The organism is Polynucleobacter finlandensis, assembly GCF_018881755.1.
Taxonomy (GTDB): domain Bacteria; phylum Pseudomonadota; class Gammaproteobacteria; order Burkholderiales; family Burkholderiaceae; genus Polynucleobacter; species Polynucleobacter finlandensis.
Window position 1 is genome coordinate 188,560 of the sequence record NZ_JACVPS010000003.1, and the last position, 23,139, is coordinate 211,698.

Below are 23,139 nucleotides of genomic sequence, written 5' to 3' on the forward strand. Positions count from 1 at the left end.
CTTGCGTTTAGCTATTGCGGCGTTTATCGCCGGGGGCTCGCTTCTCCTATTTTTGCCCAAAGTGCCTGATTATTGGTTGTCAGCAGCTATTTTTACAGTGGCCATTGTTCTACTCGGACTGCGCTTCTTTTCAAAGGCAACCAGCTCCCAGCATATATTCATCATCTTGATTTGTGCGGCGCTTGGCTTTGCTTGGAATGCAAAGTATGCAGACGGCAGGTTGAAAAATATTCTCTCGCAAGAGTTGGAGGGACAGGAGTTGAGCATTGAAGGTCGCGTGGCGGCATTACCTCAAAGTAGCTCGGCTGGAGCTAAGTTTGCCTTTGAAGTTCGGCAAGCCTTATTAAGTGGAGATAAGGTTGAGGAATTTCCTGAACGAATCTATCTCAGTTGGCAGCCCGCCTGGAGAAATGCACAAGAGATTCCAGAAGTGATTCCAGGTCAGCGCTGGAAGTTCAAGGTCAAACTGAAGCGTCCTTACGGCTCGCTAAATCCCTATACATTTGACTTCGAACGCTGGTCCTTTCACCAAAACTTTGGTGCCAGTGGGTCGGTTCGATCTGGTGAACTACTACTTGAAAAAGATATTGGCCTCACCGATTTTGAATTGGCAATGGAATATCAGCGCTGGAAGTTACGCAAAAAGATTCAGCGCCTACTCCCACAGGACGCAGCATATGCAGGCGTGATTGTGGCGTTGGTGATGGGTGATCAAAATGCGATTGATCAAGAGGATTGGCGAGTATTTAATGCTACCGGCATCGGTCACCTCATCTCCATATCCGGACTCCATGTCACCATGCTTGCAGGACTTGGCGCAGGAATTGCCACAAGACTTTGGCGTCGCAAGTCCTTGCCACTGATATTTCCGGTTAGCAAGGTGGCGGCAGTATCTGGATTCTTGACAGCTTTTATTTATGCATGGCTAGCAGGCTTTCAAATACCAGCACAAAGAACCATGTATATGGTTGGTGTGGTTGCTGTTGCTTTATGGTCTGGCCGTAACCCTCGCTCCTTTGATATTTGGTGGTGGGCGCTTGCCTTTGTATTGTTAGTAGATCCTATGGCACCTTATACCCCAGGCTTTTGGTTATCTTTTGGAGCTGTAGCAGCCATCCTGTATGCCATGGGAGATTCTGCAGGTTTGCTTGGTATCCCAACGGGTAAAGAGTTGGAAGTGCATTGGATAAAAAGAGTTTTGCAGGCTTTACGTGAGGCCTGTCGTGTTCAAGCGGTAGTTACCATTGCCTTGCTGCCATTTACTTTGTATTGGTTCTATCAAGTATCAGTAGTTTCGCCCCTGGCAAATTCATTTGCGATTCCCCTAGTGAGTTATATCGTCACGCCGCTAGCAATTGGCGGTGCACTTTTGCCAGATTTCATCGGTAAATGGCTACTGCTTCCAGCGCATGCATCGATGGAGTATCTGGCAGTCATGTTGAGATGGATGGCGAGCTGGAAATGGGCAGTCGTGTGGTCCAGTCAGCCTGCTTGGTGGGCGCTTCTGATCTCTGGGGTGGGAATCATTCTTGCTATTCGACCTGGTGCTATAAAAGCGAGCTGGCAGTCAAGGATTCTGGGAATTTGCTTAACCACTCTTTTATTTCTTTCGCCTATTACAGATCTAAATTTGCAAGAGGGCGAGTTTCGAGCAACAGTTCTCGATATTGGCCAAGGCACTTCTGTTCTAGTTGAGACAGCAACAAAGCGATTGCTGTATGACGCCGGGCCCATCCAAGGAAAGAAGGATGATGCTGGCAATAGAGTGATCCTTCCTTATCTCAGGGGGCGGGGTATTGATCATATCGATCGCATGGTAATAAGCCATAGTGATAGTGATCATGTGGGTGGGGCTGCAACCTTATTAAAAGAAGTGCTGTTCGATTTCATGATGGGCTCTCTACCAAGTACAAACCCCCTGTTGAAAAACTTGCAATCTAAACAGATTCCGACTCTCCCTTGTCGCTTCGGTCAACACTGGGTATGGGATGAGGTGGAATTTCATATTTGGCATCCACATGAGGAAACTCATTTTGAATCCCAGTACCCAGGCAAACCAAATGAAATGAGTTGCGTTCTTGAAGTTCGCAATAAGAGTACTTCGTTTTGGTTAACGGGAGATGTTGAGAAGCAGGGTGAAGCTGAAATAGTAGAGCGCCTAGATGCAGCAGCGTTGCAAAACCTAAAAGATAAGGAGTTGGTCTTTATGGCGCCTCATCACGGTAGTAAAACTTCTTCTTCAGAAGAATTATTGAAGCGCTTGAGTCCAGATCAGGCATTTGCACAAAATGGATATCGAAACCGCTATGGACATCCTCATCCAACAGTGAGCGCGCGCTATGGAACTCTGGGTATTCCGTTTTACCAGTCACCGAATACGGGTGCGCAGATTTGGACTTTTACCCATAAAGGTGAGGTACTCAGGAAACCAATCTTCTGGAGGGAGGGCACTAGGCGCATCTGGCATAGGCCAGCAGAAGCATTGATTCGCTAATAAGTGTGTATGGTGTGTATAATTAATTAGGAGATGAATGCATAGCCGAAAAGTCGTTGAAAAGTTAATTGCGGACGGATGGGATTTGCGGGGGATACGTGGGTCGCACCATGTTTATGTGCACCCAATAAAGCTAGGACATATTGTTGTGACTCATCCTAGAAAAGATATGCCTATAGGATTGTTACGAGCGATATTTAAACAAGCAGGGATAAAGGAAGGATGGAAATGAAATATCCAATCGCAATTGAGCCGGGAAGTCAAAAAGATGCCTGGGGCGTCATCGTTCCAGATTTGCCAGGCTGCTTCTCAGCAGCTGATCGTGGAATGGATGAAGCCATCGATAACGCTAAGGAGGCTATAGAACTATGGATAGAAGTCGCACTAGATGAGAATCAGCAAATACCAAAACCTAGTTCTTTAAGAGAGTTACAAAAACGAAAAGAATTTAAAGGCTGGACTTGGGCAATCGTGGAGATTGATCCCGCACTTTTATCTGATGACATCGAGAGAATCAATATCACCCTTCCAAAAAGAGTCTTGGCAAGATTGGATGCCAAAGCTAAAAAAGCTGGGGAGAATAGATCTGCATTTATTGCCCACTTAGCTCTTATGGCTTAGTCTATATCAATTAATGGAACCGAGCTCATGATTAAACTAAAACGATTTAGCATTTTCTTGATTGCGGGTTGCCTGTATTTAAGTTCCCTCAATGTCTTTGCTCAAGCTACTACCTACTCTCCGTACACCAAGGAGCAATTGCAGCAATTTAATTCTCAGCCGATTTCACCGGCAATTTCTGTGAATGAGATTGACGGACAAACACGGGGACCGCAAGATTTCAGAGGCTCAAAATTCTATCGACAACCTCAAGGGGAAGAAGAGGCTGAAGCCCTTGAGACCCAGTCGGCTGATCCGTACACCCCACTACAGCCTGCACTTACTTTTTAAAGGAAAACGTTAAGGCGTAGCCGATAAGTGAAATAAAAGGCCGGCCCTAGTTGATTAAATGGAGTTACGGTTTTAGCTAAAGATCGGCGATTCACACTTCCCTTGGAAGATCTCCTTGGTTTTCTTCTCACCACCCTTAATTTTTTGCGTAGTGATCGTTGTCTCGTAGAGGGCGCCCAAGCTACGATTAAGAATCATGTAGTGATTGATGCTGGAATCACCTTCATCCTTGATTCGTGAACATTGGATTACCTTTTCAGCGGTGGTACACAAGTGATCGGGTATGGATTGATTTTGAAATTGATATTTACGTACCGTATCTTTTGATTCGGTTAATTGGTTATCAACAGCAAGTGATTGCTGGCCATAGCATTGAAGGCTGAAGTTATTTGGATTCTTCGAACATGCGGCCAATCCCAGCAAAATCACTAGACTGAGTAAATATTTCATATGACATTCACTTATAAATTTTATAAGTTATCTTACTGTTTTTTTTGATTTCCGCTCTGAGCACTATCCTTTTGTGGAAAATGGTCATCTAATGATGGGGGTCGATTGGGCGCACGCTAGAATGATGCGCCTAATAAGCAAAAAGCCCTTATTAAATAAGGGCTTAGAGCTGTAATACTGGTTGCGGGGGCAGGATTTGAACCTACGACCTTCGGGTTATGAGCCCGACGAGCTGCCAGACTGCTCCACCCCGCGTCTGAAGCTGAGATTCTACCATTTTTAGGACCCCTCTGTCGAGGTTTACCTTTAATTGGTGCATAAATAGAGCGTTTTTTAGCAATAATTAGAGGCTTCAGACAGCCTGCATAAGGAGTAACATATTGCCACGCAACATGTATACAAGGCTTATTGATGTCAGTTAGTAACCCAGAATTTTCAGATTCTTCACTACTAAGACCTGTAGAGATTTCTCGACAAGATCCAGGTCATCGAAAAGGCGCATCTTTCACTTTGATGCTCGCTGCTATTGGGGTTGTGTTTGGCGATATTGGGACGAGTCCCTTATATGCATTGAAAGAGTGCTTCAGTCCGGAGCATGGCATTCCGTTCTCTACAGATGCTGTCTACGGCGTTATCTCCATGGTTTTCTGGGCTTTCGCAATCGTAGTTTCTTTGAAGTATGTTTTGTTTGTGATGCGCGCCAATAACCATGGTGAGGGCGGCATTTTGGCTCTGATGGCTTTGGCTCTTCGTACTGCTCCAGCAGGCTCTAAGCGATCATTGTTAATCATCATGGCAGGAGTTTTTGGGGCCTGTATGTTTTATGGTGATGCCATTATTACGCCAGCTATATCAGTGCTATCGGCTGTAGAAGGTATGGAAGTGATTTCGCCAGACTTCACTCGCTACGTCATACCCGTAACCATTTTTATTTTGGTGATCTTGTTTGTTATTCAAAAAACAGGCACTGATGTTGTTGGAAAATTATTCGGACCAGTCATGCTGGTTTGGTTTGCAGTGATTGGCCTGATGGGCTTGCACCAGGTGGTTCAGAACCCTGCAATATTTGAAGCTATCAATCCAATGTACGCCATTCATTTTATGGATGAGCATGCGCTCCAAGGTTTTATTGTGCTTGGCGCTGTATTCCTTGTTTTGACGGGTGCTGAGGCTTTATATGCTGATATGGGTCATTTCGGTGCCAGACCAATCCGAATGGGCTGGTTCTTCATTGTTATGCCTTGTTTAATCCTCAATTATTTTGGTCAAGGCGCGATGTTCCTCAGTCATCCTGAGGCCATTACCAACCCATTCTTCTTGATGGTTCCTGAAGGTTTTGTATTTCCTTTAGTGATTCTTGCCACCCTTGCTACGGTAATTGCATCTCAGGCAGTCATCTCAGGCGCTTTCTCAATGACGAGTCAGGCCATCCTTCTTGGCTTTGTTCCGCGCATGAAAGTACGTCACACATCTGATCGTGAGATTGGTCAGATCTACATGCCTTTGGTCAATTGGACTTTATTAATTTTGGTTGTTGCTGTCGTTCTAGCGTTTAAGAAATCAGAAAATTTGGCTGCTGCCTATGGCATTGCTGTGACAACTACGATGATTGTGACCACTTTCTTGGCAGCAATTGTGATGCGAGTAGTGTGGCGTTGGAGTACTTTATTGGTGACATTGGTTATCAGTGCATTCTTGATTGTTGACTTAGCATTTTTAACTGCCAACTTACTCAAAATTATGGAGGGTGGCTGGTTCCCATTATTACTTGGTGCCGCTTGTTTCTTACTGCTGATGACTTGGTATCAAGGTCGCCAACTATTGCGCCGGCGTGCAGTTGAAGAGGGTATTGAGCTCAAAGGTTTCATCGATGTCTTGATGATGAATCCTCCTCACCGTGTAGAGGGCACCGCTATTTTCTTGACTGCGCACGTTGATTACTTACCAGTTTCTTTCTTGCATAACTTAAAGCACAACCATGTTCTTCATGAGCGAGTATTTTTCTTAAAGGTCAGCATTTGGGATGTGCCTTATGTAAAAGACGAAGAGCGTATTACGCTACGAGATCTTGGTAACAATATTTACGTTGTTCGGGCTGTTTATGGCTTTAATGAAACGCCAGATATGGGTAAGATTATTGAGTTGATTGAAAAATCCTCAGGTCTTCAGTTCGACTTAATGAATACTTCATTCTTCTTGTCACGTGACACGATTGTTTCCACTGAGATTCCAGGGATGGCTTTGTGGCGTGAGCGCCTGTTCTGTTGGATGTACCAAAATGCGGGTCGTCAATCAGACTTCTTTAAGATTCCGGCCAACCGCTTGGTTGAGTTAGGTGCGAAAGTAGAGATTTGAGAGTCATTAGCTCTCTCCGCTCAAAAATATTCATTGGGATATTGTTGTTCGTCTGTTCCTTGAGTGGCGTGGCTTTAGCCACTCCTGCTGAAGAAGATCAATTAGAGCAACTCGATAAGATTGAGAATGAGCTCGAGGTTCAGCGTGACTGGGCAAAATATCGCTGGGAAAAGGCTTCATCAGACTGCTATCAAAACTATTGGGTTAATTACTGCTTAGGTAGTGCTAGGGCTGATTACCGTAAAGAGATTGATCCTATTAGGGCGCAAGAAGTGGAGTTGCATGAGGTTCAGCGTAAATTGCGTGAGAGCCTGAAGGATCAGCGCGACGCTAAGCGAGCTGCTGAGCGTGCAGCTCCAGAAAAGGCTGCTGAGCGCACTGCTAATCAACGTGAATATGACGAAAAGCAAAAGGATGCAGCAACTCGTGCAGCCGATAGAGAGCAGCGCCGTCAGGATGCGCCTAAGCGCGCACAAGAAAACAAAGCAGGCACACAGCTCGATTAATCTCGGCTGATATCAAGAGGCAATACAAAAGGGCAATACTTTGGCTAAGGTTAAAACGGTTTATATCTGTCAGTCATGCGGCGGTACATCTGCCAAGTGGCAGGGCCAATGCCCGTCATGTCAGGCATGGAATACCTTGGAAGAGGGTTTGCCTGAGGTCAGTTCCAATTCTCGTTTTCAGGGCTTAGCGCAATCCCTGCCAAGACAAAAGCTTTCCGCGATTACTGCAGAAGACTTGCCAAGATTTAGTACTGGCGTTGAAGAGTTTGATCGAGTGCTGGGTGGTGGCTTGGTTCCTGGTGGCGTTGTTTTATTAGGCGGCGATCCCGGGATTGGTAAGTCAACCTTGTTATTGCAGGCCTGTGCCGAGATGAGTGCTGCTGGCATGGACGTGCTCTATAGCAGCGGCGAAGAGTCTGCTGCGCAGATTGCGCTTCGAGCTAAACGAATTGCGCTTGATGCTCCCCAACTTGAAGTTCTTGCAGAAATCCAGTTAGAAAAATTGCTATCCATCATGGATACGGTCAAGCCTCAGGTCTTGGTAGTCGATTCTATTCAGACTTTATATTCAGAGGTGCTCAGTTCTGCGCCTGGTTCGGTTGCACAGGTAAGGGAATGTGCTGCTCAATTAACGAGGGCTGCTAAGTCTAGCGGCATTTGCGTATTGATGGTGGGCCATGTCACCAAGGATGGCCACCTCGCTGGACCACGAGTTCTCGAGCATATTGTTGATACTGTTCTTTACTTTGAAGGTGACACCCATTCTTCATTCCGTTTAGTGCGTTCGATTAAGAATCGCTTTGGTGCAGTAAATGAACTTGGCGTTTTTGCCATGACAGAAAAAGGTTTACGAGGCGTTGCTAATCCTTCGGCGATCTTCCTCTCGCAACATGCTGAGATGGTGCCTGGCGCTTGTGTCTTAGTAACCCAAGAGGGTAGTCGCCCCTTGTTGGTGGAGATTCAGGCGCTAGTAGATACAGCGCATATTCCTAACCCTAGAAGGTTGGCTGTCGGCTTAGAGCAGGCCAGGCTTGCTATGCTCCTAGCGGTATTGCATCGTCATGCTGGAGTGGCTTGTTTTGATCAGGATGTCTTTTTAAATGCAGTGGGTGGCGTCAAGATTTCTGAGCCAGCTGCAGACTTGGCTGTACTCCTAGCAATTCAGTCATCAATTCGCAATCGCGCTTTGCCAAAAGAGTTGATTGTGTTTGGTGAGGTTGGATTGGCTGGAGAAATTCGTCCATGCCCACGCGGTCAAGAGCGACTTAAAGAGGCTGCAAAGCTTGGCTTTACTGTCGCCATTATTCCAAAGGCGAATATGCCTAAGGCGAAGATTCCTGGGTTGCGAGTGATACCGGTCGAGAGAATTGATCAGGCAATCGCTGCTGCTGCGGAGCTGAGCTAATTCAGCTTATTGCTTCAGTACCTAGCGCAGATCTTCCGCCTGAATTAAAAGCACTTGCTCTTCGCCAGCTGATACTTCCATCCAAATTGCTGGTATTTGAGGAAAAGCTTTTTTGAAGTGCTCATATTCATTGCCGATTTCAATCAGAATAGCACCTCTGTCTGTGAGGTAGTCTGGCGCTGCTGCAATAATGCGTCTGATTAAATCCATCCCGTCATTACCACCAGCTAAAGCAAGGGCAGGCTCTGCATGATATTCAGCGGGCAGAGAATTCATAGAGCTTGAGTTGACGTAAGGCGGGTTGCAGACAATTAAATCAAAACGATTGTCGTCATTAGGCTCTTCTAGCGCATCCCATAGATCGCCGCTTAGCAATTCCACTTGATTGCTCAAGCCGTGGCGATCGAGATTACGTGAGGCTACTGAAAGCGCCGGCATACTAATGTCACATGCTGTTACATGGATATCAGGACAAGATAGTGCCAATAGGATTGCTAATGAGCCGTTGCCTGTACAGAGATCCAATGCATTGCCATCGGCTGGCAACCAAGTTTCTAGTGAGCCATTAACAATGAGTTCTGCAATCCAGGAGCGGGGCACAATACTTTGTTCGCTACAGAAAAAAGGCACACCCATTAGCCAGGCTTCGCCCAATATGTAGGCTAAGGGTTTTCGACTCTCGATGCGAGTCTGCGCAACTTGTAAGGCATTTTGATATTGATCGGGTGTAATGGTTTGATCTAGCTGATCAAGCGCATCCGCTGGGCTGATCTCTAGTTGTTTGCTGGCAATCCACAGCGCTTCGCTTTGGGCATCAATGGCGCCATGGCCATAATGCAAGTCTGCCGTCTCTAGTCTTTGTGCAACTTGATCGATGCACTGATTTAAGGTGACTGCTTGAGAAGGCTCAGGGTCCATGATGACTTGTTTGGATTATTGAATTAAGCGATCAGCTGCTCAAGGGTCTTGCGGTAAATATTTTTAAGAGGCTCTATATCGTCAACAATGACACACTCATTAATCTTATGACTTGTGGCATTGAGAGGGCCGAACTCTACAACCTCTTTGCAAATCTTAGCAATAAAGCGGCCATCGCTTGTGCCACCAGTAGTAGAGAGCTCTGTATCAATTTGGGTTTCTGCTTTGATCGCATTGCGCAAGGCATTTGCTAGCTCACCATTGCCAGTGATAAATGGACTACCACCCAAAACCCAATCGATTTCAAAATCGAGATTGTTGGACTTGAGGATGTGTTCAAGGCGCTCGCGTAATTGCTCAGGTTTACTCTCAGTGGAGAAGCGGAAATTGAAATCCACTACCAACTCATTAGGAATCACATTGTTCGCGCCTGTGCCAGAATGAATATTGGAGATTTGGAAACTGGTGGGCTGGAAGTATTCATTGCCTTGATCCCATTCGGTTTCAACCAATTGCTGGATCGCAGGAGCAGTGATATGAATTGGATTTTTACCAAGATGGGGGTAGGCGATATGCGCCTGAATACCTTTGACCCTCAACTTGCCTGAGAGTGATCCGCGACGACCATTCTTAATCATGTCGCCGATGTTATCTACCGAAGTGGGTTCGCCAATCACGCAATAGTCCAGGCGTTGCCCATGCTTTTGCAAGCGCTCACACATGATGACGGTGCCATCATTTGCTGGCCCCTCTTCATCACTAGTGATCAGGAAGGCAATAGAGCCAGCGTGATTAGGGTGGGTAATAACAAACTCTTCGGTAGCCACAACAAAACCAGCGAGAGAGGTTTTCATATCAGCAGCGCCGCGACCATATAACAAGCCATCACGAATGGTGGGTGTAAATGGATCACTGTCCCACTTGTCGAGTGGACCGGTTGGCACCACATCGGTATGGCCGGCAAACATTAAGACTTTGCCCTGATCGCCAGCTGCACCTTGTTTGATTGCCCAAAGATTGGTGACCTGGAAACTCTCCGGACCACTAACGATACTTTCAGTATGAAAGCCAATCTCTTGAAGTCGCTTAGCAATTAAATCCTGGCACCCACCATCGGCAGGCGTCACTGAACGGCAGGCGATAAGGGCTTCTGTTAGATCAAGAGTGGCACTCATATTGTTATCTGATGCTCGACTTAATCGCGGAGTAATTCGTTGATGGCGGTTTTGGCTCTGGTTTGAGCATCAACCTTTTTTACGATGATTGCCGCATATAAGCTGTACTTGCCACAAGCGGAAGGTATTGAACCAGGAACCACAACTGAGCCAGCAGGAACGCGGCCATAGTGCACTTCACCAGTTTCACGGTCATAAATCTTGGTGCTTTGACCAATATAGACACCCATGGACAGCACGGCGTTCTCTTCGATGATTACGCCCTCAACCACTTCGGAGCGTGCGCCGATGAAGCAGTTATCTTCAATAATGACTGGGCCAGCCTGAATCGGCTCCAAAACACCACCAATACCAACTCCGCCAGATAGGTGCACGTTTTTGCCGATTTGGGCACAAGAGCCTACTGTGGCCCAGGTATCAACCATGGTGCCTTCACCTACATAAGCACCAATATTGACGTAAGAGGGCATTAAAACAGCGTTTTTGCCAATAAATGAGCCGCGGCGAGCCATTGCTGGTGGTACAACGCGGAAGCCACCCTTGGCAAAGTCTTCAGCAGTGTAGTTTTCGAACTTGCTTGGAACCTTGTCGTAGAACTGGGTATAGCCACCAGCACCCATTGGTTTATTGTCTTCAAGGCGGAAAGAAAGCAGGACGGCCTTCTTAACCCATTGATTTACTTCCCACTTGCCAACGCTAAGGCGCTCGGCAACGCGGATATTCCCCGCATTAAGGCCCTCTAGGACGGCGGCAACCGCGTTACGGATCTCAGTAGGAGCAGACTCAGGTGAGAGGTTTGCGCGGTTTTCCCAGGCTTGTTCGATGATGCTTTGTGGTGATTTGCTCATGCTTTTCAGTTAACTATCAGATTGTTAAGGGGTTTTGACCCTGAAGGTAGATTTATCATTATATCGATGGGGCAAAAAGCCGTGCGAGAAGCTTTAAGCTTGCTATCATCTTCCCACTTTAGTCTTAATTTTTACCCCCTTATTTGAACCCCTTTTTTACCCTATAAAGTACGCCGTGCAACTGAAATCCATCAAACTTTCCGGCTTTAAGTCTTTCGTCGATCCAACCCATTTTGAAATGCCAGGTCAATTGATCGGTGTTGTGGGCCCTAATGGTTGCGGAAAGTCGAACATCATTGACGCCGTCCGTTGGGTTTTGGGTGAGTCTCGCGCCAGCGAATTACGCGGCGAATCCATGCAAGACGTGATTTTTAATGGCTCGGGTTTGCGCAAGCCATCAGGTCGCGCTAGTGTTGAGCTAATTTTTGATAATGCGGATGGTCGTGCACAGGGTCAGTGGAGCGCATTTACCGAATTGGCAGTAAAGCGTGTTTTAACTCGCGACGGTAACTCTAGCTATTACGTCAACAACCAAGTAGTGCGCCGTAAAGATATTCAAGATATTTTCTTGGGTACCGGTATGGGTCCAAGAGGCTACGCCATTATTGGTCAAGGTACGATCAATCGCATCTTGGAAGCCAAGCCAGAAGAACTACGTGTGTTTTTGGAAGAGGCGGCCGGCGTTTCTAAATATAAAGAGCGTCGCAAGGAGACTGCATCACGCCTCGAGGATACGCGAGAGAACTTAGTACGCGTTGAAGATATTCTTCGCGAGCTCGATCAACAACTAACACGCCTAGAAAAGCAGGCAACGGTTGCTGAGCGTCATGCAGAGCTTTCTACTGAAATGAAGTCTCAACAGCAGTTACTCTGGTTTGTGCGTCAAACCGAGTCTGGTAAAGAGCAAGAGCGTCATGCCAATGGTATCCGTGAGACCCAAGTAAACCTGGAAGAGCAGACAGCAAAATTGCGTCATGCCGAAACTGAGCTCGAGACGATGCGGACACAGCAGTACGCATTACAAGATAAAGTTTCAGAGGCGCAAGGTGATTTGTACCAAACCAACTCTGATGTGAGTCAGGTTGAGTCCCAGATTCATTATGTGCAAGAAGCGCGTCAACGCCTGCAACAACAAACCCAAGATTTACACGCACAGTTGCAGCGCTGGACAGTACAAGAAACGGATGCTGCACAAGCTCAACGCACTGCAGAGCATGAGCTCAGCATTGCTTCTGAAAAAGAGCAGTCTTTATTGGTAGACCTCAATGGCATAAAAGATCAAATGCCTGGCCATGAAGAGGCTTATCAAGTTAGCGCAAGAACGTTAAATGAGGCGCGCGAAAGCTTGGCCACTATCGAGCAACGTTTAGCCAGTTTAGGTGAGCGCACCAGAGCTATCGTTGCACAGTTAGAAGAATTAAAAGGGCGCGAAGCGCGTCTTAATGGTGAGTTGGCTGGAATGCGCAAGCCAGATGCAGAGGCATTACAGATGGCCTTGGATCGGCATTCGATGGCGCAACGCAAAGTAGAAGAATCTAGACAGCGCGCTGGTGAAGCTCAGCAACGCGTACCGGCTGCAGATGAAGCGCGGAATACAGCTCAACAAAAAATTCAAGTGGCTAACCAGGATTTAGCACAAACAGAAGCGAAGTTAACTGCATTGACTGCCTTGCAAGCTAGTGTGCAGGCTCAAGGAAAAATTGGCCCGTGGCTTGAAAGTAAGGGCCTCAAAGAGAGCAAGCGTCTCTGGCAAGAATTAAAGGTTGAGAGTGGCTGGGAAGCTGCTTTGGAATCTGTTTTACGCGAACGTCTTGCAGCAGTTACCGCAAAGAATGTTCAAGAAACTTTAGCTTTAGCGAATGACGCACCGCCAAGTCGTTTGGCAATCTTATTGACTGAAGAGATTTCTCCTGCGCATACTGCCGTGCCGGCGGATTTCACTCCACTATTAAGTAGAGTGCAGAGTGCAGGGGCACCAAGAGTCTCCGCGGTTTTACAAGAATGGCTCGATAACATTTATATAGCTGATAGCCTTGAGGATGCTTTGCATCGTCGTGAAAAGTTACCAGCAGGTGGTGCACTTGTTACACAGCAGGGCCATTTGGTTAGTCGTGTTGGCGTGCAGTTATATGCCGCCGATTCTGAACAAGCAGGAATGTTGGCGCGCGCTCAAGAGATGGAAGGTCTCGAAAAGCAATTGCGGGCACAGCGGTTAATTCAGAGTGAGTTGCAAGGTGAACTAGATCAATGCATTGCCAATTACCAGGCTGCTCACCAAACTGCCGAGCAGACTCGCATCAATGCAGAGCATGCCGTGCAAGAAGCACATGGTTTTGAAGTTGAAAGAATGCAGCTGACTCAGGCCGAAGAGCAATATAGTCAGCGAGCTGCGCAAATTCAAGGTGAATTAACTGAGTTAAGTGGGCAAATGGAGCAGTTGGCCATTACTCACGAGCAATCCTCATCTGAACTACTTCAATCTGAGGAATCAAAACAAGGGCTACAAGAAGGTCTGGCAGTTGCTCAAGAGAAGCTCGAACTTGCAACACAAGAGAGAGATCGTTTACGTGAGTCCTTACGTGTTGCTGAAATGTCAGCGCAAGAAGCTGCGTTTGCAACCCGTTCTTTGCAGCAACGTATTGCTGATTTACAACGTGATCAAAGCACCGCGCGCACCCAGATCATGGAGATTCAAGATAAACATGCTCTCGCTGAGCAAGAACTTGAAACTCTCAGTGATGAAGAGGCGCAAGATAAATTACAGGGCCTATTGCTTGCTCGTAGTGCACGTGAGGCTGCTTTAGCCAATGCGCGTACCGAGCAGGATGCCTTATTGCATCAACTGCGCGAGGCCGATGAGGCACGCATGCAAATTGAGCGTAGCTTGCAGCCGATGCGTGACAAAGTAGTTGACCTCCAACTGCGTGAGCAGGCTGCTCGTTTGAACTTCGAGCAGTTTGCAACTTTGCTATCTGATGCTGAAGCTGACTTAATAGCGCTTGAAGCGAACTTTAGTGTTGATCTCAAAGTAGGCGCCTTGCAAACTGAAGTGAATCGTCTGAGTGCAGAGATTCAGTCGCTTGGTCCCGTCAATATGGCTGCGCTGGATGAGTTGTCAAGCTCACGTGAACGTAAGCAATTCTTAGATGCTCAGTCTGCTGACTTGAATGAAGCAATGCAGACTCTGACGGATGCGATTGCCAAGATTGATGCCGAGACTCGTGACTTGTTACAGGGTACCTTTGACCAAGTGAATATGCATTTCGGTAAATTGTTCCCTGAGTTATTTGGCGGTGGCCATGCTGAATTGGTAATGACTGGCGAAGAGATTTTGGATGCTGGCGTTCAAGTGATGGCACAACCTCCAGGTAAGAAAAATAGCTCTATTTACCTGCTTTCTGGTGGTGAGAAGGCGTTGACTGCGATTGCCTTAGTGTTCTCTCTATTCCTCCTCAATCCTGCACCGTTCTGCCTCTTGGACGAGGTCGACGCACCATTGGATGATGCAAATACCTTGCGCTATGCCCAGCTAGTCGCCAAAATGTCAGATAAGACGCAGTTTTTGTTTATCTCTCATAACAAGATCACTATGGAAATAGCCCATCAGTTAATTGGTGTCACGATGCAAGAGCAGGGTGTTTCCCGAATTGTGGCGGTGGATATTTCTTCTGCTGTATCGATGGTGGAGGCTGCTTAAGTGTCACTAGAGCAAATCATGACAATCCTAGGTTTGTCTGAGTTGCAATTTGCGCTTGCTGTGATTGGTTTACTGATTTTAATAGCAGTTGCTATTCTGAATTTTAAATATGCACGCGCTCGTCGCAAAGGAAGAGAGCAAAGCAATTTCTCTCTAGATGAGCATTTTGTTCGAGAGCCAAGTTTTGGTGGGGCCTCTTCCTCAGATACTCAAGCGCGAACAGAGCCCGGTTTCTCGGAATCTTTGATGCCAACGATTGCGCCAGCGCAAAAGCATGCCATTGATCCTCGGATTGACTGCGTGATTACCTTGCGTTTCGATGAGCCAATTAGTGGTGCTGAAATCTTAGATGAAATCAATGCGTGGTCTGATCTGGACGGACAATCCACTGCAAAGTGGATGTGCGAAGGCTTGAATGCAGATATAGACGCCGCGGAAGACTGGGAAGAGTTGCGTGAAGAAGCTTCTTATGCCGAATTGCAATTAGCTATTCAATTAGCAAGTCGTATCGGACCCATAGGTGTCTTAGAGCTATCCGACTTTTGCTCACGCGCACAAGCACTTGCCGAAACTTTGGGCTCACAGATTGATATGCCAAGTGTTAATACGATGCTTGAGGGTGCAAAAGAGTTGGACGCTATGGCCGCAGAGAGTGATATCCAATTAAGTATTAATGTGCTGTTCGATGAGAAACTTTCGTGGTCGGCTCTGCAGGCTCTGATGCTGCAGAGAGGATTTCGGCTAGCCTCCAATGGCAGACAGTTTGATTTCTTTGGAAATGATCAATTACTTTTTAATAGCGCCGATGTAGATCCTAGTGCTCCAGTAAGCCAACTGACATTACTCTTAGAAGTTCCTTTGGTTGACCATGAGCAACGCCCCTTCGAGAGAATGTTGGGCGAAGGTATTGAGATTGCTCAATCAGTTCATGGACGCTTGGTTGATGACAATGGTATTAATCTCACGGAAGCTGCAGTAGTCAGTATTCGTCAGCATTTGGATGCCTTGTACGCCAATCTTGAGAAGAGTGGCGTTGCTGCTGGCTCTTCCACCGCAAGTCGATTATTCAGCTAAGGAAGCGCTTTGCAGTCCTCTAGTCCGACACATTTAGCGGATCGTTACGCTTTCTTGCAAGAAGAACTTGCCCGTCTAGAGCACGCTTACTATGTGCTTGATGCGCCCATACTCCCCGATATTGAATATGACCGCTTATATCGAGAAATGCTTGAGATTGAGGTTATTCATCCAGAATGGGTTAGCTCCGAATCTCTTTCACAGCGTGTAGGTGGCACTGCCCTCAAAGAATTTGATTCTGTTCAGCATGCTGTGCCAATGCTGTCTCTCAACAATGCTTTCGAAGATGTAGAACTCATTGCCTTTGATCGTCGCTGCAGGGAGGGCTTGCATACCGAGCACGTCGACTATGCAGGTGAACTCAAGTTTGACGGCCTAGCCATTTCACTGCGTTATGAAAATGGTTCCCTAGTCAGGGCTGCTACCCGAGGTGATGGTGCTAGTGGTGAAGATGTCACTACCAATATCAAAACCATTCGGGCAATTCCTCTAAAGCTATTGGGAAAAAATATACCTGCAGTGTTAGAAGTTCGTGGCGAAGTCTTTATGTATCTCAAAGACTTTCAGAAAATGAATCAACAAGCTGCAACTCTTGGTGAAAAAGAATTCGCTAATCCGCGGAATGCCGCGGCAGGTAGCTTGCGTCAATTGGATTCGAAGATTACCGCTAAGCGGCCATTATCTTTCTTTGCTTATGGCCTAGGCGCCCTAGAGCCTCAATCCTGGCTGCCCAAAACCCATGAAGAATTGCTCAATACTTACGCTGAACTAGGCTTACCAGTGTGCTCGGAGCGCAAGGTTTTGCATTCGGTAGAAGAGATCATGGCGTTCTATAACGAAGTAGGAGCCAAGAGAGATTCATTGCCGTATGACATTGATGGTGTGGTCTATAAGGTGAACTCATTTGCTGAGCAGGCTAAGTTAGGTTTTGTTTCGAGAGCCCCCAGATTCGCTTTGGCTCATAAGTACCCAGCACAAGAAGCCCTTACAACCGTTTTAGGTATCGATGTGCAAGTAGGGCGTACAGGAGCAATTACTCCAGTGGCACGACTTGCTCCTGTAGAGGTTGGCGGTGTAACTGTTACCAATGCAACCTTACACAATGAAGATGAGGTCAAGCGCAAAGATGTGCGCGTTGGCGATACAGTCTCAATCAGAAGAGCGGGCGATGTGATTCCCGAGGTCGTATCCGTGATTAAAGAACGTAGGCCAGCAGATGCAGCAGAGTTCACAATGCCAATTCGCTGTCCAGTATGCGACTCTCATATTGAGCGCTTAGCAGATGAAGCAGTTGCGCGGTGTAGTGGCGGATTATTCTGTGGCGCGCAGCGCAAGCAGGCTTTAATTCATTTTGCCCACAGAAGAGCGCTCGATATTGAAGGCCTAGGTGAGAAAATCGTCGATCAGTTGGTTGATCACAATCTTGTTAGAACTCCGGCTGATCTCTACAGACTTGGTTTTACTGCGCTAGCTAACCTAGAGCGTATGGGTGAGAAGTCTGCAGACAATCTCATTCAGGCAATCAATCAATCTAGAAACACCACCTTAGCGAGATTTATCTTTGCATTGGGCATCCGTCATGTGGGTGAGACTACTGCCAAGGATTTAGCAAATCACTATCAATCGATGCATGCCGTAATGGACGCCACCTTAGAAGACCTCTTAACAGTTAAGGATGTTGGTCCGGTAGTAGCGGACTCCATCACCAGTTTTATGCAAGAGGCGCATAACCGAGAAGTGATTGAGCAGCTCCTAGCTTCGGGGATGCAGCTTGCCGTAGAAGAAAAAGTCATTAGCGTAGCCGTTGCAGGTAAGACCTTTGTCCTGACGGGTACATTCCCGACAATGACTAGAGATGAGGCCAAGGATCTGCTTGAAAAAGCAGGTGCAAAAGTGGCTGGATCAGTCTCCAAGAAAACTGACTATGTTGTTGCTGGTTCAGATGCCGGTAGCAAGCTAACTAAGGCCGAAGAACTGGGTGTGCCAGTGATTGATGAATCTACAATGCTGAATTTATTGAAGTAAAAGAAATTTAACGCACAAATTATTGTGCGTATGTCAGTAGTTTCTTACTCAAAAATCAGGTGGCAGTTTTTAGCAGCCCTCATTAAGATTTTCTGTTTGAAAGTCTTCCATGCAGAAATATCCTGGATTTTTTAGTTCAATTATTAGTCCAAATAGATACAGAAATGTAGATAGCGTGCTTGTAGTGATGCACGCAAATGTTGAATTTCTGAATTTCTTAACCGCATTAGCTGGAGTTGCTAGGATAGCTGGAGTTATACCTAAGGCAAGTTCCAAAAAATTTGCTAACTTAGATGCCTTGAAAAAACAATATCCCGTCTTTGATGTTGATCGAAGTGAGATACTGGCTAGCCCCGATCAATTTATTAATGCAATTGATCGTTTAATCAAGAATGAGCGATTCGCCATAATAGATATGGGCGGTTATTTTTCTCATGTCGCCTTAGACCTTACAAAAATATTCGATAAGCAAATTGTTGGTATTGTTGAAGACACTGAGAATGGTCATCAGAAATATGATGCTCTGATTAAGCAGAGGCGTTCTAATGAAAATCTGGTTCCCGTAATATCTGTAGCTCGTAGCCCCCTTAAAGAGCCTGAAGATTCATTGGTTGGGCAGGCAATTGTTTTTTCTGCCGAAGCGATTATGCGCACCCAGGGATTAATTCTCCTTGGGAAGCGCGTTGGCGTCATTGGATTTGGAAAGATTGGAAGATCCATTGCATTTTCACTCTTATCAAGAGGGGCCAGGGTTGATGTCTTTGATACAAACCCAATTCTGCTTGCTTCAGCCCTATCTCTTGGTTTCCATACGTCGCCTAGATCAGAATTTCTAAGATCAGCAGATGTTCTCTTCTGCGCTACTGGGAATAAATCATTATCAGTAGCCGATGAGGATTTATTTAAGAGTGGCCTTCACATATTTTGCGCAACATCGTCCGATGATGAGCTCTCAACATGTCTTCGATACAAGATTGATGCAGCTTCCGCATCATTGAGGACGTATTCCTGCAAGATCGATCTAAAGGATAAGTATGTGTATATCCACAATAAAGGTAACTCGGTAAATTTCGTTCATGGTGCTGTTGTGGACAGCTTTATTGAGTTGGTACAAGGAGAAATTATTTACTCAATTGGAAGTCTCTGTGACGCACCTCGAAACACAATTTCACATCTGCCAGAACCAGATAAAAGATTTATAGCCGAGAATTGGATATCACATCATCAGTACGCCTAGTGAGTCAGTTAATTGATGGTTGACTCTTTGCCAGTTTTGGCCTCGATTATCTCCACATTTAGTCGCGCTGGACTTAATGTAGTTGACCGTAGGCAATTTCAAAAAGAAAAAGCATGCCCTTTAGTAATTGGCTACTGGAACAATCTTTTGCCAGTATTTTTAATGCTTCCAATCATTCTTTTTACTCCAGCATTTGATAATTGCCTTAAGGATCTGCTGACTGTAGATCTGGTATTTATGTCGATCTTGATCCAGTGTGTAGCCTATTCTTTTTCTTTTGCGTTTAAGCGCCTGAGAGTGACAGATGTGGCTGTTTTATCAAAAGCTGCTGATGTTACGGTTCCAATAGCATTGGCATTTTTAGGTTTTTATTCAATCTCCTATATATCCTTTTTATTTTTGTCGACAATATTGGTTTTATTTATTTTCTCGACTGGGTTTGATGTTTTTAGAAAGACCTATAAATCTGCAGTCGTCTTAGTTTTAATGCTTACTACTCAAGGAGTTTGCGCATACTTTTTTGGGTTGAACACAACGCATGACAGGGAGTTTTGGAGCTTATTATCGGCAGCCTTCTCTGTTTTATTTTGGAGGTTTATTTTTTCTGGTGTTTTTCTGATTTATGGGCGAGGCCTTTCTTGGGTTTACTTCTTTCCAAAAGAGTTTCTCTCGCACGGTGGATTTTATTTTCGAGGTTCTCTAACTTTAGTGACGCAGGTTACGTTTGTTCTTGCAATTACAGCAAAGAATTTGATGATTGTTTGGCCAATACTAAATGCAACTGGTTTTTTAGGAGCAGTTTTTGCTTATTTATTTCTTGGGGAAAAATTAAGACCAAAAGATTTTTTGTTTATTTCTTTTTCTTTTTTAATTAGCGTTCTGATAGTTATCATCTTTAATAATGAATAATTTTAATTTAAATATCATCCAAAAACTTGAAGGTATTAAATCAATCTCTCCGTTTAAAGATCGGGTGAATGCGATTTTAAATTATGAATCTTCTTTTAGAAGAACCAATCGAATTGGGCATATCACCGCAAGTGGTTTAGTCATTAAAGCTGACAAGGTTCTGTTAATCTTTCATCCATATATCAAGCATTGGCTTCAGCCTGGAGGTCATATTGATGAAGGGGATTCACCAGTTGAAGCTGCCATTAGGGAGGTATATGAGGAAACTGGTTATATCTGCGAGCTAGATGCCAACAGTCAAGAGCCCATTGACATTGATATTCACGAGATTCCTGAGAATCCCAAAAAGGGTGAGAGTGCTCATTTGCACATAGATCTACTTTATAGGTTGCGAGCCCTACGGCAAGAGCAATCTGCAGAAGATATTAAATGTAAGTGGTTTGCTTTTAGCGATATTGAAAGCATTCGCATCCAACGTGCTTTAGCTAAATTGCTTTAAGCCCCTAAGGCCTCAAGTAATTCTGTCTCAAGCTGTATCTGTAGCTTGGGATTCTTACCGAGGTTTGCTGCATCCAGTAATAGAACGTCTTCCACTCTTTCTCCCAGTGTATTAATTCTGGCGGTATGAATAGAGACCTGATGTTTCGCTAATACTCTGGAGATGGTGTAAAGCAAACCAGTGCGGTCACTCGCTGAAAGGGCAAGTGTGTAATACCTGCCGCGATCATCTGGAACCATGTGAACGCGGGGCTGAATTGGGAATGTGCGTGATTGTCTAGAGAGGCGACCCATACTTGGGCTGGGGAGTGGCTCCGCATTGGTTAAAGCCTCAGTTAACTCGAACTCTACCAACTGAATAATGTCGCGATAGCTGCCACCCTCATCCACTAAGTTGCTGCCGGAGATTTGAAAGGTGTCTAGAGCATAGCCATGTCGTGTCGTATGAATACGCGCATCCCAAATGGAGAAACCATGCCTTTCAAAGTAGGCGCAGATACGAGCAAACAAATCTTCTTGGTCTTTAACATAGACGGCAACTTGCAAGCCTTCGCCAATCGGAGAGAGTCTTGCCCTCACAATCGGTTGTTCACTATTCACCTTGTTGTATAGATGACGTGTGAGCCAAGCAATGTCAGATGAGTCCTGTCTTAAGAAGAAGGCTACATCTAGTTGCTTCCATAAATCTTCATAAGATTCGTCATTAATGCCGTACAGACGTAATTTGGCTTTGGACTCTTCTTGGTGTTGTGCTAATTCTGATGAGGCATCTGTCTTGGCTCCGCCGAGCACTCTTAAGGTCGCGCGATACAGATCCTCTAGTAGCTTGCCTTTCCAGGCATTCCAAACCTTAGGACTGGTTCCGCGCACGTCAGCCACGGTTAACAAATAGAGCGCAGTAAGGTGACGCTCATCACCTACTTTTCTGGCAAATGCCTTCACGACATCTGGGTCGGTGATGTCTTGTTTCTGAGCGGTTTGACTCATGTTGAGGTGCTCGGCAACCAACCATACCAAGAGCTCGGTATCTTTTTTATCTAAGCCATGATCCTTGGCGAACTTGCGCATGTCAGCTCTGCCTAATTGCGAGTGATCACCACCACGTCCTTTAGCAATGTCATGGAAGAGTGCAGCAATGACCAGTAACCAAGGTTTCTCAAAGTGAGCAATGAGGCTGCTGCAGAAGGGGAATTCATGGGTATGTTCCACAACCATGAAGCGGCGTACATTCCGCAGCACCATCAAGATGTGTTGATCAACGGTATACACATGAAATAAGTCATGCTGCATCTGCCCAACAATCTTGCGGAAGGCTGGAAGGTAGCGACCAAGAACGCTGCTGCGATTCATGAGGTGAAAGGCGCGACTGACGCCTTCAGGTTGCTTTAGCAACTCCATGAAGAGCGCTCTATTGACAGGGTCGGCTCGCCACTTGCCATCCATCTTGGTGCGAGCGTTATATAGAGCTCTAAAAATAGTTGCAGACAGGCTCTTTACATTTGAGGTTTGAGCAAATACCAAGAAGGTTCTTAGAATTTGTTCAGGATGCTTCTGAAAGAGCTGCGGGTCGGTAATATCCAATACCCCCTGACGCTCAATAAAGTGCTCATTACCTTCGCCCGGAATAGAGAGGATTGTCTTAGACTCTTGCGGAAAGAGTAGGGCTTCAATGTTTTGCAAGAGAACGTCATTAAGCTGTGTAACTGCTTTAGCTGCCCAGTAATAGCGACGCATAATGGCTTCGCTGGCTTGACGTGAGGATTCTTGTTTGATTCCCATCGATGCTGCTAATGCTGCTTGCAAATCAAATGCAAGAACGTCTTGCCTGCGTCCGGCTAACAAATGGAGGTTGGCGCGCAGGGTTTCCAAGAAGCGTTGATTGCGTTTGAGCTCAGTGAGTTCGCGCTGCGTCACCAGACCAGCTTCATTGAGGTCCTTGAAGGTATCGCCCAATAATGCAGCCTTACTAACCCAGGTGATGACCTGTAAGTCACGTAAGCCCCCAGGGCTCTCTTTGCAATTAGGCTCTAGGGAGTAAGGGGTGTTCTGATATTTGTAATGACGCTGAATTTGTTCGGCTTGTTTGGCCTGAAAAAAAGCTTTTGGATCCATCGCCGCTTCAAAAGCTTTTGCGAAGTCTTTAAAGAGTTGCTTCTTGCCACAAATGAGTCGCGCCTCTAAGAGGGAGGTCCGCACAGTAATGTCTTGCTCTGACTCAGAGATGCATTCAGCAACATTTCTGACTGAGGAGCCAATTTCCAATCCGGTATCCCAGCAGCTTGCAACAAATTGCTCAACTTGCTTTGAAAGAGCTCTAGCCTGTTCTTCATCAGCAGGCAGCAGAATCAGAATATCAATATCGGAGTAAGGAAATAGTGCGCCTCTACCGAATCCGCCAACTGCGACTAAGGTAGCTTCATTATTTAAGCCGCAGCTATTCCAGAGATGGGAGAGGAGTTGATCGCTTAACTTAGCAAGTTGCTTAGTTAATTTACCAACAGACTGTGTTTTTCTAAACTCGTCGTAAGCAATTTCGCGAGCGGCACGCAGGCTGGATGCATCCATAACATTGCTAACCGCTTGCGACTGACTCATTC

18 protein-coding genes and 1 tRNA gene are annotated in these 23,139 nt (G+C 46.0%); 13 read left to right on the top strand and 6 right to left on the bottom strand.

Annotation, left to right across the window (positions count from 1 at the left end):
• Nucleotide 1: 1 nt before the first annotated feature.
• The 4 genes from ICN49_RS03195 to ICN49_RS03210 are packed head-to-tail and all read left to right on the top strand — an operon-like array spanning nucleotide 2 to nucleotide 3,445.
• Nucleotides 2–2,494: a DNA internalization-related competence protein ComEC/Rec2 gene (locus ICN49_RS03195; protein WP_255535375.1), complete on the top strand. Its 2,493-nt coding sequence runs from the start codon at nucleotides 2–4 to the stop codon at nucleotides 2,492–2,494.
• Nucleotides 2,495–2,531: 37 nt separating this feature from the next.
• On the top strand, nucleotides 2,532–2,726 hold the full coding sequence (locus tag ICN49_RS03200; RefSeq protein ID WP_216165721.1) for a type II toxin-antitoxin system HicA family toxin: 195 nt from the start codon (nucleotides 2,532–2,534) through the stop codon (nucleotides 2,724–2,726).
• Nucleotides 2,723–3,115 carry a type II toxin-antitoxin system HicB family antitoxin gene (locus ICN49_RS03205; protein WP_216165723.1) on the top strand — a complete coding sequence of 131 codons (393 nt, stop codon included), beginning with the start codon at nucleotides 2,723–2,725 and terminating at the stop codon, nucleotides 3,113–3,115. The genes ICN49_RS03200 and ICN49_RS03205 overlap by 4 nt, the downstream gene beginning before the upstream one ends.
• Nucleotides 3,116–3,142: 27 nt before the next feature.
• Complete coding sequence (locus ICN49_RS03210) at nucleotides 3,143–3,445, top strand: hypothetical protein (RefSeq protein WP_255535376.1); 303 nt, start codon at nucleotides 3,143–3,145, stop codon at nucleotides 3,443–3,445.
• Between the two features lie 72 nt (nucleotides 3,446–3,517).
• On the opposite strand, the gene ICN49_RS03215 is transcribed toward ICN49_RS03210, so the two are convergent.
• Together ICN49_RS03215 and ICN49_RS03220 are read right to left on the bottom strand one after the other, a co-directional pair.
• Entirely contained in the window at nucleotides 3,518–3,895 is a 378-nt protein-coding gene (locus tag ICN49_RS03215) for a hypothetical protein (protein WP_216165725.1), read from the bottom strand.
• A 178-nt stretch (nucleotides 3,896–4,073) separates the two neighbouring features.
• Nucleotides 4,074–4,150: transfer RNA gene (locus tag ICN49_RS03220), tRNA-Met, on the bottom strand.
• A 258-nt stretch (nucleotides 4,151–4,408) separates the two neighbouring features.
• Here ICN49_RS03220 and ICN49_RS03225 point away from each other — a divergent pair.
• Genes ICN49_RS03225 through radA form a run of 3 tightly spaced genes read left to right on the top strand, consistent with a single transcriptional unit; the run spans nucleotide 4,409 to nucleotide 8,161 of the window.
• On the top strand, nucleotides 4,409–6,250 hold the full coding sequence (locus ICN49_RS03225; protein ID WP_255535383.1) for a potassium transporter Kup: 1,842 nt from the start codon (nucleotides 4,409–4,411) through the stop codon (nucleotides 6,248–6,250).
• Nucleotides 6,247–6,756, top strand: a complete 510-nt coding sequence (locus ICN49_RS03230) for a hypothetical protein (protein WP_216165729.1) — start codon at nucleotides 6,247–6,249, stop codon at nucleotides 6,754–6,756. The genes ICN49_RS03225 and ICN49_RS03230 overlap by 4 nt, the downstream gene beginning before the upstream one ends.
• Nucleotides 6,757–6,796: 40 nt before the next feature.
• Nucleotides 6,797–8,161, top strand: a complete 1,365-nt coding sequence (radA, locus tag ICN49_RS03235) for a DNA repair protein RadA (protein ID WP_216165730.1) — start codon at nucleotides 6,797–6,799, stop codon at nucleotides 8,159–8,161.
• 21 nt (nucleotides 8,162–8,182) lie between these two features.
• On the opposite strand, the gene prmB is transcribed toward radA, so the two are convergent.
• The 3 genes from prmB to dapD are packed head-to-tail and all read right to left on the bottom strand — an operon-like array spanning nucleotide 8,183 to nucleotide 11,102.
• Nucleotides 8,183–9,079: a 50S ribosomal protein L3 N(5)-glutamine methyltransferase gene (prmB, locus tag ICN49_RS03240; RefSeq protein ID WP_216165731.1), complete on the bottom strand. Its 897-nt coding sequence runs from the start codon at nucleotides 9,077–9,079 to the stop codon at nucleotides 8,183–8,185.
• Between the two features lie 23 nt (nucleotides 9,080–9,102).
• Complete coding sequence (gene dapE, locus ICN49_RS03245; RefSeq protein ID WP_216165732.1) at nucleotides 9,103–10,254, bottom strand: succinyl-diaminopimelate desuccinylase; 1,152 nt, start codon at nucleotides 10,252–10,254, stop codon at nucleotides 9,103–9,105.
• A 20-nt stretch (nucleotides 10,255–10,274) separates the two neighbouring features.
• Nucleotides 10,275–11,102, bottom strand: a complete 828-nt coding sequence (dapD, locus tag ICN49_RS03250; protein WP_216165733.1) for a 2,3,4,5-tetrahydropyridine-2,6-dicarboxylate N-succinyltransferase — start codon at nucleotides 11,100–11,102, stop codon at nucleotides 10,275–10,277.
• Nucleotides 11,103–11,277: 175 nt separating this feature from the next.
• Here dapD and smc point away from each other — a divergent pair, with 175 nt between their 5' ends.
• The 6 genes from smc (at nucleotide 11,278) to ICN49_RS03280 (ending at nucleotide 20,543) form a co-directional block, all read left to right on the top strand.
• Nucleotides 11,278–14,799 carry a chromosome segregation protein SMC gene (smc, locus tag ICN49_RS03255; RefSeq protein ID WP_216165734.1) on the top strand — a complete coding sequence of 1,174 codons (3,522 nt, stop codon included), beginning with the start codon at nucleotides 11,278–11,280 and terminating at the stop codon, nucleotides 14,797–14,799.
• An 18-nt stretch (nucleotides 14,800–14,817) separates the two neighbouring features.
• On the top strand, nucleotides 14,818–15,873 hold the full coding sequence (locus tag ICN49_RS03260; RefSeq protein ID WP_216165735.1) for a cell division protein ZipA C-terminal FtsZ-binding domain-containing protein: 1,056 nt from the start codon (nucleotides 14,818–14,820) through the stop codon (nucleotides 15,871–15,873).
• A gap of 9 nt (nucleotides 15,874–15,882) precedes the next feature.
• Nucleotides 15,883–17,898 carry an NAD-dependent DNA ligase LigA gene (gene ligA, locus ICN49_RS03265; protein WP_216165737.1) on the top strand — a complete coding sequence of 672 codons (2,016 nt, stop codon included), beginning with the start codon at nucleotides 15,883–15,885 and terminating at the stop codon, nucleotides 17,896–17,898.
• Nucleotides 17,899–18,007: 109 nt separating this feature from the next.
• Nucleotides 18,008–19,135, top strand: coding sequence for an NAD(P)-dependent oxidoreductase (locus ICN49_RS03270; protein ID WP_072583043.1), 1,128 nt, complete (start codon nucleotides 18,008–18,010; stop codon nucleotides 19,133–19,135).
• A 15-nt stretch (nucleotides 19,136–19,150) separates the two neighbouring features.
• Nucleotides 19,151–20,044, top strand: a complete 894-nt coding sequence (locus tag ICN49_RS03275) for a hypothetical protein (RefSeq protein ID WP_216165739.1) — start codon at nucleotides 19,151–19,153, stop codon at nucleotides 20,042–20,044.
• Nucleotides 20,037–20,543, top strand: a complete 507-nt coding sequence (locus ICN49_RS03280; protein ID WP_072583041.1) for an NUDIX hydrolase — start codon at nucleotides 20,037–20,039, stop codon at nucleotides 20,541–20,543. Before ICN49_RS03275 ends, ICN49_RS03280 begins: the two co-directional genes overlap by 8 nt.
• On the opposite strand, the gene ICN49_RS03285 is transcribed toward ICN49_RS03280, so the two are convergent.
• Complete coding sequence (locus ICN49_RS03285; RefSeq protein ID WP_216165741.1) at nucleotides 20,540–23,137, bottom strand: [protein-PII] uridylyltransferase; 2,598 nt, start codon at nucleotides 23,135–23,137, stop codon at nucleotides 20,540–20,542. The two genes, ICN49_RS03280 and ICN49_RS03285, sit on opposite strands and share 4 nt — an antisense overlap.
• Between the last annotated feature and the right edge of the window lie 2 nt (nucleotides 23,138–23,139).